This window comes from Vibrio sp. L85 (assembly GCF_963871815.1).
Classification (GTDB): Bacteria; Pseudomonadota; Gammaproteobacteria; order Enterobacterales; family Vibrionaceae; genus Vibrio; species Vibrio harveyi.
The window spans coordinates 25,489-36,428 of record NZ_CAWMYL010000038.1; the positions used below are offsets into that span (position 1 = coordinate 25,489).

9 protein-coding genes and 1 riboswitch are annotated in these 10,940 nt (G+C 45.9%); of the genes, 1 reads left to right on the forward strand and 8 read right to left on the reverse strand.

Annotated features, from left to right (window positions below; all coding sequences use genetic code 11):
• Positions 1–89 precede the first annotated feature (89 nt).
• Positions 90–1,880, forward strand: coding sequence for an aminopeptidase P family protein (locus AACR11_RS06810; RefSeq protein WP_029789261.1), 1,791 nt, complete (start codon positions 90–92; stop codon positions 1,878–1,880).
• Between the two features lie 135 nt (positions 1,881–2,015).
• Here the strand turns inward: AACR11_RS06810 and thiH are convergent, their stop codons facing one another.
• The 8 genes from thiH to AACR11_RS06850 form a co-directional block, all read right to left on the reverse strand.
• On the reverse strand, positions 2,016–3,128 hold the full coding sequence (thiH, locus tag AACR11_RS06815) for a 2-iminoacetate synthase ThiH (protein WP_029789260.1): 1,113 nt from the start codon (positions 3,126–3,128) through the stop codon (positions 2,016–2,018).
• A gap of 34 nt (positions 3,129–3,162) precedes the next feature.
• Positions 3,163–3,930, reverse strand: coding sequence for a thiazole synthase (locus tag AACR11_RS06820; RefSeq protein WP_029789259.1), 768 nt, complete (start codon positions 3,928–3,930; stop codon positions 3,163–3,165).
• A gap of 5 nt (positions 3,931–3,935) precedes the next feature.
• Positions 3,936–4,190 carry a sulfur carrier protein ThiS gene (gene thiS / locus AACR11_RS06825; protein ID WP_005378804.1) on the reverse strand — a complete coding sequence of 85 codons (255 nt, stop codon included), beginning with the start codon at positions 4,188–4,190 and terminating at the stop codon, positions 3,936–3,938.
• 38 nt (positions 4,191–4,228) lie between these two features.
• On the reverse strand, positions 4,229–5,002 hold the full coding sequence (locus AACR11_RS06830) for a HesA/MoeB/ThiF family protein (protein WP_079324579.1): 774 nt from the start codon (positions 5,000–5,002) through the stop codon (positions 4,229–4,231).
• A complete protein-coding gene (locus AACR11_RS06835; RefSeq protein ID WP_079324581.1) occupies positions 4,989–6,404 on the reverse strand; it encodes a thiamine phosphate synthase in 1,416 nt (471 codons plus the stop codon). Before AACR11_RS06835 ends, AACR11_RS06830 begins: the two co-directional genes overlap by 14 nt.
• The gene (thiC, locus tag AACR11_RS06840; protein WP_079324583.1) at positions 6,404–8,344 is read right to left on the reverse strand and encodes a phosphomethylpyrimidine synthase ThiC; all 1,941 of its coding nucleotides are present in this window, start codon (positions 8,342–8,344) and stop codon (positions 6,404–6,406) included. Before thiC ends, AACR11_RS06835 begins: the two co-directional genes overlap by 1 nt.
• Positions 8,345–8,509: 165 nt before the next feature.
• A riboswitch (TPP riboswitch) is annotated at positions 8,510–8,608 on the reverse strand.
• Positions 8,609–8,669: 61 nt separating this feature from the next.
• Complete coding sequence (crcB, locus tag AACR11_RS06845; protein WP_029789255.1) at positions 8,670–9,053, reverse strand: fluoride efflux transporter CrcB; 384 nt, start codon at positions 9,051–9,053, stop codon at positions 8,670–8,672.
• Between the two features lie 123 nt (positions 9,054–9,176).
• Positions 9,177–10,559 (reverse strand): multicopper oxidase family protein, encoded by a 1,383-nt coding sequence (locus tag AACR11_RS06850; RefSeq protein WP_029789254.1) that lies wholly within the window; start codon positions 10,557–10,559, stop codon positions 9,177–9,179.
• Positions 10,560–10,940: the final 381 nt, after the last annotated feature.

Genomic DNA, 10,940 nt, shown 5'->3' on the forward strand with positions numbered 1-10,940 from the left:
CCTCAATGGAATCGTAAACTGCATGAAGCAGATGGAAACAGCTCCCACACCTGAGCATGAAGGAGCGGTAATTTGAAGGAATAACACAGATGCACAACGATACCCAAAGCCGCGTGAATGCAATTCGCGAATGGCTAGCACAACATAATATTGATGCCCTACTTGTCCCACATGAAGACGAGTACTTGGGCGAATACGTACCAGCGCACAACGAGCGTTTACACTGGCTAACTGGTTTTACCGGTTCTGCTGGTGCTGCGGTAATCACCAAAGACAAAGCCGCTATCTTTGTTGATGGTCGCTACACGGTACAAGTCACTAAGCAGGTTCCTGCTGATCTATTCGAATACCGTCACCTGATTGAAGAGCCTGCACTAGATTGGATTAAAGACCATCTTGCAAATTGCGCATCTGTGGCAATCGACCCTCGCATGCACAACTCTGCTTGGTTAGACATGGCACAAGCAAAACTTGCAGGTGCACTTGAGCTTAAGATTCTCGACAGCAACCCAATTGATGAGCTGTGGCACGACCGCCCTGCTCCTGTAGTTTCTGATGTTCGCCTAATGGCAACAGAAGCGGTTGGTCAATCAAGTGAAAGCAAACGCCAAGAAATCGCAGAGCTCGTGAAAAAATCCGGCGCAGACAGCGCAGTGATCACAGCACTTGATTCTATCTGTTGGCTGCTCAACGTTCGTGGTCTAGATGTATCACGTCTTCCGGTTCTGCTTTCTCACGCGATTCTACACTCAGATTCAAGCGTGGAATACTTCCTAGATCCAGCTCGCCTACCTGCTGAATTTGACGCTCACGTTGGTGCTGGCGTGACGGTTCATCACCCAGAAGCATTACAAGCACGACTAGAAACTCTAACTGGCAAGAATGTACTGGTTGACCCTGCAACAAGTAACGCATGGTTTAAGTTGGTTCTACAAAATGCTGGTGCATCAGTGGTAAGTAAAGCTGACCCATGCCTAATGCCAAAAGCGGCGAAGAACGCAGTTGAAATCGCAGGGATGAAAGCATGTCATATCCGCGATGGCGTGGCGATGAGCAAGTTCCTATCTTGGTTAGATGCAGAAGTCGTTGCGGGTAACTTGCATGATGAAGCGACGCTGGCAGACAAACTTGAAGCGTTCCGTAGCGAAGACCCGACACTAATGGATCTTAGCTTCGATACCATTTCGGCAGCAGGTGGCAACGCGGCAATGTGTCACTACAACCACGAGAACCAACCTGAACCTGGCAAGCTAGAACTGAACACGCTTTACCTAGTGGATTCAGGCGGTCAGTACCTAGATGGCACAACAGACATCACGCGTACAATTGCGATCGGTCAGCCTTCACAAGAGATGATTAAACAATTCACTCTTGCGCTAAAAGGTCACATCGGTGTTGCACGTGCACGTTTCCCGAAAGGCACTCGTGGTTACCAAATCGATACGCTAGCTCGTCAGCACCTATGGGCGGAAGGCTACGATTACGATCATGGTACTGGTCACGGTGTTGGTCACTTCCTAAGTGTTCATGAAGGTCCAGCGAGCATTTCGAAGAAGCAAATCGATGTGCCTCTAACAGAAGGTATGGTGCTATCCAACGAGCCAGGCTACTACCGTGCAGATGCGTTTGGTATCCGTATTGAAAACCTAGAGCTTGTTGTTGAAACACCAACTAACGGTGACTTCCCTGTTCTGTCATTTGAGTCGCTAACACGCTGCCCAATCGACAAGCGCAACATCAACGTTGATATGCTAACTCGTCCAGAACTTGCTTGGCTGAATGATTACCATCAGAAAGTATGGGATGAGATCAGCCCACTTGTTGAAGGTGATGTGAAAGAGTGGCTTCGTCAAGCAACGCTACCAGTAGCACACAGCTAGAAGCTAGAAGCTAGAAGCTAGAAGCTAGAAGCTAGAAGCTAGAAAAAAGTAGAGGGTTGATGTTTTGCATCAACCCTCTTTTTTTGCCTATGTTTCACGTGAAACATAACGATGACCAGTGGCTTTCTTTGCTACTTAACCAGAATACGCCGAGTGCCAATCTCGCCATACTGGATCAAAGCCTTTGTCTCGAATCATATTTTCCACAGAACCCGCGCTTCGTTCGTCACTGATCTCAAACTGCTCGAGTTCAACATCATCCATCGCATAACCACCCGGCTGAGTTTTCGATGCAGCAGACATACTGGTGATACCTAACGGTAATGCATTGTCTCTGAACTTCGGTGATTCACGAGTCGATAATGACAACTCCACTTCTGGATTCAACAAACGATAAGCGCAAATCAACTGCACAAGCTGCTTATCCGTCATGACTGATTTTGGTTGGAGCGCGCCCTCACAAGGACGTAAACGTGGGAAAGAAATTGAATAACGAGTCTGCCAATATGTGCGCTCAAGATAGTCCAAGTGTGCTGCCACATAAAAACAATCTGTTCGCCACTCTTCCAACCCTATCAATGCGCCAATACCGATCTTATCGATGCCCGCCTTTGCAAGACGATCGGGTGTATCCAATCGGTATTCGAAATCCATCTTATTGCCACGCAAATGGTGCTCGGCGTAAGTCGAAGGATGATACGTTTCTTGATAGACCATCACCGCATCTAAACCCAATGTCTTGAGTTCGGCGTATTCGTCTTGATCCAGTGGCTGCACTTCCATCGCCAAATAATTAAAGCGTTGCTTAATCATCGGTACCATTTCTCGGAAGTATTTCATCCCCACTTTGGTTTCGTGTTCACCAGTCACCAGCAATACGCTATCGAACTTCATGCGTTTAATGGCTTCGACTTCTGCAGCCACTTCGTCACGATTCAAGGTACGACGCTTGATTCTGTTCTCCATCGAGAAGCCACAATAAGTACAAGCATTGGCGCACAAGTTAGAAAGGTACAGTGGAATGTAAAGCGACATGGTATTACCAAAACGCTTGCGAGTTGCCGAGTATGACAGCTGCGCCATTTGCTCTAAGTACGCTTCAGCCGCTGGTGAAATTAGCGCTTTAAAATCTTCCAAATCACGCTTGGGTTTATTCAATGCTCGCTCGACATCTTGTGCAGTTTTCGCGTAGATCGACATCGAGATGTGATCCCAATTCAGCTGCTTAAATTGTTCAACGAAGCTCATGTTTTCCTCGCTTAATAGCTAAACCAATCTAGGACTAAAGCTCATCTAGGAATGACGTCAGTGGACTCGACGCAACCGCATGAGAAACCCTACCAGCAAGTCCGGCTTCATAAGCCATACGCCCCGACTCTACCGCCAACTTAAATGCCTTCGCCATCGCAACGGGATCGCTCGAAGCTGCAATCGCAGTATTAACTAGCACGGCATCCGCGCCCATTTCCATCGCACGCGCGGCATGTGAAGGAGCACCAATACCCGCATCAACAACGACAGGAACATTAGCTTGGTCGATGATGATCTCTAGGAAATCGTGAGAAACTATCCCTTTGTTAGAACCGATCGGCGCACCTAATGGCATGACTGCAGCACAGCCTACTTCTTCCAATCGTTTACACAGAACCGGGTCAGCATGACAATAAGGAAGGACAATGAAGCCTTCACGAACCAGTTGCTCAGCGGCTGCAAGTGTCTCAATTGGATCGGGCATCAAATACTTCGGGTCTGGATGAATTTCCAGTTTTAGCCAGTTTGTACCTAACGCTTCTCTCGCCAATTGTGCTGCAAACACAGCATCTTTAGCATTCTTTGCACCTGAGGTGTTCGGCAATAAGTTCACGCCCGCTTGTACTAACGGCAGCAAAATATCGTCTTGTTGGTCGTTCACATCGACACGCTTCAACGCCATGGTCGCAAGTTGAGAACCCGATACTTGAATCGCTTCTGCCATTAATCGGCTGTTGGCAAACTTCCCTGTTCCCGTGAACAGTCTTGATTCGAATTGTTTATCACCAATTTTAAGCATCGACTTTAACCCCCTGCGATCGCTTGAAACAAAGAGATGCTATCTCCCTGTGAAAGAACTGTGCTAGCCCACTCACTGCGCGGCACAACATTGTTATTAATTGCAAAAACACAGCCCATTTCAGGCAGCGCAAATTGACTAATGATTTGCTGTAGATTCGACTCACTGGCAACTTGATGTGACTGGTCATTGATGACAATAGTGATCACATCTAAGTCAGCAGCGGTCATTTGTGTTGTTTGTTGTTCTGATAACGTCATTACTTCCAACTCTCTTAATTCTGCTCATTACTCGTAAGCTAAATCTGAGCACACACTTGGCACTGTTTATCTTTACTTATCGCCATGGTTTGCCATTGCAGCTTCAATCCATCGAACAGGTGTAACTTGGCAGTCTCGACATGAAACTTTCCCGTCGCCAGTTTTTGAATTGCCGCTATCGCTTGGTAGTTGCCAAGTGTACCCACCATCGGACCGACGACACCGCTCTCACTGCACTTTTGCGTTTGCGGTAATTCGTCAAACGGATACAAACAGCGATAACAGGCTTTACTCTGCGCTTCTTGTTCACTTGGTGTTTGGTAATCAAAGACAGCGAATTGCCCTTGCCAACCAATTGCTGCCGCTGAGATAAGTGGCGTATTTTGCTCGAAACAAACTTGGTTAATTAGCTGGCGCGTTGGCATGTTATCGGTGCAGTCGAGTACCACATCCGCTAGCATCACTTCAAGCTGCAGCTGTGCTTTGTCCAATCGCTTATTAAGAGCACGAATTTGAATCATAGAATTAAGGTCAGTCAGTTGCTTTACAGTCGCTTTTGTTTTCGCAACGTGGATGTCTTGCTCACGATAAATGATCTGACGTTGTAGGTTACTGCTATCAACTTCATCGTCATCGACCACAACCAATTTACCAACACCCGCTGACGCCAAGTACAAACTCGCAGCACTTCCTAACCCACCACAACCGATGATCAGCACATGCGATTTACTCAATCGCTCTTGCCCAACTTCGGCAATTTCTGGCAGAGCGACTTGACGTTGATAGCGAAGGAACTGCTTATCCGTGAGCATGCTCGCCTCTCTTGCTATACGCCAACTCACCATTCTGCTCAGTAAACGTTAGTTGTCTTTCCTTCATCAGTTGTGCAAAAAACTCGATAACGGACTGAGGTGATTCTGCCAACGTAATAGCACGCACAACCGCCAAACTAGAAACACTCGTTTGCCAAACTTGGTCTGCATTAGATTGATCAATGCCACCAATTGCGACCGTCGGAAAGCCAAGCACACAGTCACTACCTGCTTTGTCTTTTGCAGGTCTGAAAGCAGCCTCTGTATTTGTATAAGGAATGCTATCAATCAGCTTTTGATACAGAGCCAAGCGCACCAAACCTTGTGGTTTCGATGGCATCTGTTTTGTGGTGGTTGGGAAAATATGCCCTAGTGCGATGTAGCTAGGATGAATTTGTACGATGCGCAGTAGTTCGTAATAACCATGCGTAGAAAGACCAAGACGAATGCCGGCTTTAGTTATCTGAGCCAAATTCGATTCTTCTATGTCTTCTTGTCCTAGGTGAACACCATAAGCGCCATGCTTGATTGCCAACTGCCAATAGTCATTGATGAACACTTGTGCTTGATACTGACGACCTAGCTCAATTGCTCGAATGATCTGTTGTTCTAAATCGGCTTGTTGTGGGTTCTTGATTCGCAGTTGAATAGTGTTGATGCCTAGTGACAGTAAACGCTCAATCCAAGCAACATCATCAACGACTGGGTAGAGCCCAAGACTTTGCTTGGTTAGAGTTGGAAAGCTAACGCACTCCCCTTGTGCAGACCAACCAACTTGAATACCTAGTCGGTTATCCTCCAGTACAGGTGTGGGGAAATCATCAAATTGGTCAGCCCACTGAGTAGATCTTCCCTCGTCAAGGTTGTCATTCAACAGTGTTTCACGTGAAACATTCGCTTGTTGAGTTAGCATTCCTCGAGCAAGTGTTAACGCATCTTCGATAGGAAAATCGAGTACTGTCAGCGTTACAATCCAAGCAAGGTGATGTTCGGGATCGAACATTGCGTTGAGTTTGGACTTAACAGAGAGCGCTCTCACTTCGTCGTTAATTGGGTGACGCCAGATATCAAGCTGAAGCACTTTCTCCTTTTCATCGGATACCTGCGTATCAGCAATGCCAATATAAATCGTTTTCGACGGTTGCTTAGCACACGCTTCTACCGATAAAGCAGAGCGGTAATAGAGCACAAATGAACTCTCATGCTCGGAGTCATAACCATCAATAAGATCTGTCATTATGCGTGTGGTCTGTTGGTCGCGAACAAGCTGAATAGATTGAGTTGGGCTCACACCCAACTCAATGTCTTCGATGCTAAAACCCTGTTCTTTCGCCAACAACAAACATTGCTGAACTAAACCTGTCAGTTCAATCAATGATGACGGAATAAGGATTTTGCTCATTAGTCACTTACCTCGGCATGTGCTGCTGGGTGGTATAGCTCAGAACCTGACTCTCTAAATTCTTGCGATTTCTGACGCATCCCCTCAAGAGGATCATCCAGCATTTTGATTGAGATAGCTTGGTCCGCAGCAACTTGCTCAGTGTCTTTCGCATATTCTCGGACTTCTTGCGAAATCTTCATCGAGCAGAACTTTGGTCCGCACATCGAACAGAAGTGAGCAACTTTGCCGGACTCTTGAGGCAAGGTTTCATCATGGAAAGCACGAGCCGTATCTGGGTCGAGCGACAAGTTAAATTGGTCTTCCCAACGGAACTCGAAGCGAGCTTTAGAAAGCGCATTATCACGAACTTGTGCACCAGGATGTCCCTTCGCCAAATCAGCGGCGTGCGCAGCAAGCTTGTAAGTGATCATGCCTACTTTCACGTCTTCTTTGTTTGGTAAGCCAAGATGCTCTTTAGGAGTTACGTAGCAAAGCATTGCACAGCCATACCAACCAATCATGGCAGCGCCGATGCCTGAAGTAATATGGTCGTAACCAGGAGCGACGTCTGTCGTCAGCGGACCAAGGGTATAGAAAGGAGCCTCATGACAGTGCTCTAACTGCTCTTCCATGTTCTCTTTGATCATATGCATTGGAACATGACCAGGACCTTCGATAATCACCTGTACATCGTATTCCCATGCAACCTTGGTCAATTCGCCAAGAGTACGAAGTTCTGCAAATTGCGCTTCGTCGTTAGCATCGGCAACCGAACCAGGACGCAGACCATCACCCAGAGAAAGAGCCACATCATACTTAGCACAGATTTCACAGATCTCTCGGAAGTGGGTATATAAGAAGCTTTCTTGGTGATGCGCTAAACACCATTTCGCGATGATAGAACCACCACGAGAGACGATACCAGTCACACGTTTTGCAGTCATTGGAACATAACGAAGTAGTAAACCGGCATGGATAGTGAAGTAGTCAACGCCCTGCTCTGCTTGCTCGATCAGAGTATCGCGCATCACTTCCCAGTTAAGGTTTTCAGCAACACCATTCACTTTCTCAAGCGCTTGGTACATTGGTACGGTACCGATCGGAACCGGGCTGTTACGTAGAATCCACTCGCGAGTTTCGTGAATATTGCGTCCAGTAGAGAGATCCATAACGGTATCGCCACCCCAGCGCGTTGCCCACACCAGCTTCTCAACTTCTTCCTCAATCGAAGAAGTGACCGATGAGTTACCGATGTTGGCGTTCACTTTGACCAAAAAGTTACGTCCAATGATCATTGGTTCGGATTCTGGGTGGTTGATATTAGAAGGGATAATCGCTCGACCTTCGGCAACTTCTTTACGCACGAATTCGGCGGTAATGTCTTTTGGAAGATTCGCTCCGAAGCTTTGACCCGGATGTTGTTGATTCAGCACCTCATCGCGGTATTGAGCACGCCCCATATTTTCACGTAGGGCGATGTATTCCATTTCTGGGGTGATAATGCCTTTGCGAGCATAGTGTAACTGAGTCACACACTGCCCACCTTTGGCACGTCGAATACGTGGTAGATTACCATAACGAAGATCGTCTAGCGTTTCATCTTCTAAGCGCTCTTTGGTGTATACCGAGCTTACTTCATCGAGTAGTTCAGTATCAGCGCGCTCTTCAATCCACCCTTCTCGCAGCTTAGGTAAGCCGTTGTAGAGGTCTATGGTGTGTTCTGGATCTGTGTATACACCCGAGGTATCGTAAACGCGTACTGGCTCATTAGGCTCGAAAATAGGCGCTTCTTTTGTGCCCCCAATAAGGCTATCAGCGAGTGATATTTCACGCATTGGCACACGAATATCAGGACGTGAACCCTCTACGTAGACTTTGCTTGAATTTGGGTACGGTTGTACCGAGAGTGTATCAATGAACTGTTTTGCTTCCAGTCTCGCTTGCTTGCGACTCGACATAGCATTTTTCCTTGCTTTGTTATGCTTAGATAAAAAGTATTGGGATAAAAATGCTTGGCGGATAGATGCGACAAGAGGAATCGAATTAAGGACAGATTGAGCAAGTACTCTTCGTCTATAACAACATTCGACTATTTGATAGGTCAACCAGATAGAACTCTGGTGTAGATATCTTCTCTTGTTCCCTTCGCAGATTCTAATCTGATCAGGTTCAACGGATCCCGAATTAACGGTCTCAGCCTTATGGCACTCCGACAAGTAAAATCAGTATATAAAAACGGCTTGGTTAAACCAAGCCGACCTGATTAAGATTTGAGTATTTTTGCTAGCTACGCATCAATAATTGGAAACCAATCCACGCAGCTGAAATGCTTAACACGACATTCAGTAGTACGTTCAATCCCATCTTAAAGAAAGCGCCCTGCTGCATAAGCAACACGTTATCCATAGAGAAAGTAGAGAATGTGGTTAATGCGCCCAAAAAACCAAGACCGATGATTTGACGCCATGGGTCAGTGACCATCAACTCAGTTTCAAACGCAGCAATCAGTAGACCCATAATAAATGAGCCAACGACGTTCACGGTTAAGGTACCGTACGGAAAGCCACGTCCGAGTAGTATCACACAAAGTTCAGAAATTAAGTAACGAGAACATGCACCAAATGCACCACCCAATGCAATAAAACCCAAAACGGATAGTTGTCCCATAGTTCCCCCAGAAAAGTTAATGGCGACATTGTAATCAAATTTACGGCAATAGTGATTATACAATCTTAGAATTCAGCAAAGTATAGCGCTTAAAACTTATCAAGATTTAAAAAGTTACAGGAGTCACTTTACTTCGATGTAACCCATCAACCCCGTCTTCATGTGTTCGATCACATGACAATGGTACATCCAACGTCCTGGGTTATCTGCAACAAATGCCGCTTTCGCACTGCCGTTTTTTCCAAGTAAGACCGTATCGGTATGAAACGGTTCATCGAGTTTTTTACCGTCTAATTCAAGAACAGTAAACGTGTGCCCATGAAGGTGAATAGGATGATGATATTGGGTGACGTTCTTAAGGTTGAAAATATAAGTTTTTCCGAGCTCCAATGTTGAAAGCGGTGCTGGAATATTATCTTTACTCATTCCCTCCCAAGCTCGTTTATTCATTAGCCAAAACTTAGGTATCGCTTTCCCCGATTTATCGGCAGGAGTGACCGCCCCCTCCCATTCAAACACATAATCAATTTGTTCCGCATTTTCCAAATCAAGATCTGGCACAGGGTTGAGAGGCAATAAAGGCGGTTTCTGATTACTCGGCAGGTCAGACTCAACAATATCAAACTCACACAAAGGAAATGGGAAGCGTCCTTTCATTTGACGCACATAAACACGTTCTCCAGCCTTCGGAGCAATCAATCCGATATCTAACCTCATTCCCGGACCAATTTTGTGCTGAGTGAGCTTATAAGGCGTTTTAACAGGATTACCATCTATAGCAATAACCCAAGCCTCTGCGCCTTCTATAGCGATCGGGTAAGTAATGGTGTTATCGACATTAGCAATTCTTAATCGCGTGGTAGCATTCTGCTTCAGCGTATAAACAGGTTCATGCACACCATTGACGCTACTCCACTCTCCGGGAGTCCCCATACGTGCGCTCAAGCGCGGCACCATAAGGTTCTTCCACTGACCTTGTTTGTCTATATGCCAATGCTTGAGAACGACTTCATGCTCTTCATCAAACTGAACAGGCTCTGCCTCTTCAACGACAATTAGCCCGACTAAGCCCATACCAAGCTGCTTAACACTATTCATATGTGGGTGATACCAAAATGTGCCCGCATCTGGCGGTGTAAATTCATAAACGAATGTTTCACCTGGCATGATAGGCGGCTGGCTCAAGAAAGGGACACCATCCATTTCAATAGGGATTCGCAAGCCATGCCAGTGGATTGTAGTTGGCTCTGAAAGCTTGTTAGTAAACCGAATAATAACTTTCTCGCCTTGGCGACAACGAATCGTAGGCGCTGGAATCGAGTCATTAAATGCAAGTACATCCGTGGTAAACCCTGGTACCAATTCAGCAGTAGAAGGCTCTGCAGTGATGTCGTATATACGCTGACCCTGTTTATTAGTGCTCTCGGATAGAGAACATGCAGGTAGAACGGTAAGCGCAGAGATCGCTAAGGAAGATTGAAGAAAGCGTCGACGAGATATATCCATGTATTTAGTCACTCATTATTCCAATTGATGTGAGTGTAACTAAATATTAATAATGATTCTCAGTTATCTTTTAAAGATGTGCAGTCATAATGCTTAGATTCAGAGATTATAAATGAAGATCTATATTTAATGGTTACTAACAAGATAGTGAGCACCTACACACATATAGTAAGCAAATAAAAGAGATCGGTTTAAGAAGGAGGGAGCTTAATGGAAAATAAGGCTAGAGCAAGTAGGAAATTGAAGGCTCTAGAAACGACGAAAACCACTCCGAGAGCAGGTTTTCCAAATAAATGACTTGCACACAATTGGACTCGCACACGAGCGGGGTTGATACACCAATAGGTGAATTTGAATTGTTAGATACGAAAAAGCCCTAGC

What these genes read in the sequence shown, in the direction of transcription:
- thiC (WP_079324583.1), bottom strand. Translation starts at nt 8,344, where the DNA reads ATGTCGAGTCGCAAGCAAGCGAGACTGGAAGCAAAACAGTTCATTGAT.
- thiH (WP_029789260.1), bottom strand. Translation starts at nt 3,128, where the DNA reads ATGAGCTTCGTTGAACAATTTAAGCAGCTGAATTGGGATCACATCTCG.
- AACR11_RS06835 (WP_079324581.1), bottom strand. Translation starts at nt 6,404, where the DNA reads ATGAGCAAAATCCTTATTCCGTCATCATTGATTGAACTGACAGGTTTA.
- AACR11_RS06810 (WP_029789261.1), top strand. Translation starts at nt 90, where the DNA reads ATGCACAACGATACCCAAAGCCGCGTGAATGCAATTCGCGAATGGCTA.
- crcB (WP_029789255.1), bottom strand. Translation starts at nt 9,053, where the DNA reads ATGGGACAACTATCCGTTTTGGGTTTTATTGCATTGGGTGGTGCATTT.
- AACR11_RS06850 (WP_029789254.1), bottom strand. Translation starts at nt 10,559, where the DNA reads ATGGATATATCTCGTCGACGCTTTCTTCAATCTTCCTTAGCGATCTCT.
- AACR11_RS06830 (WP_079324579.1), bottom strand. Translation starts at nt 5,002, where the DNA reads ATGCTCACGGATAAGCAGTTCCTTCGCTATCAACGTCAAGTCGCTCTG.
- thiS (WP_005378804.1), bottom strand. Translation starts at nt 4,190, where the DNA reads ATGACGTTATCAGAACAACAAACAACACAAATGACCGCTGCTGACTTA.
- AACR11_RS06820 (WP_029789259.1), bottom strand. Translation starts at nt 3,930, where the DNA reads ATGCTTAAAATTGGTGATAAACAATTCGAATCAAGACTGTTCACGGGA.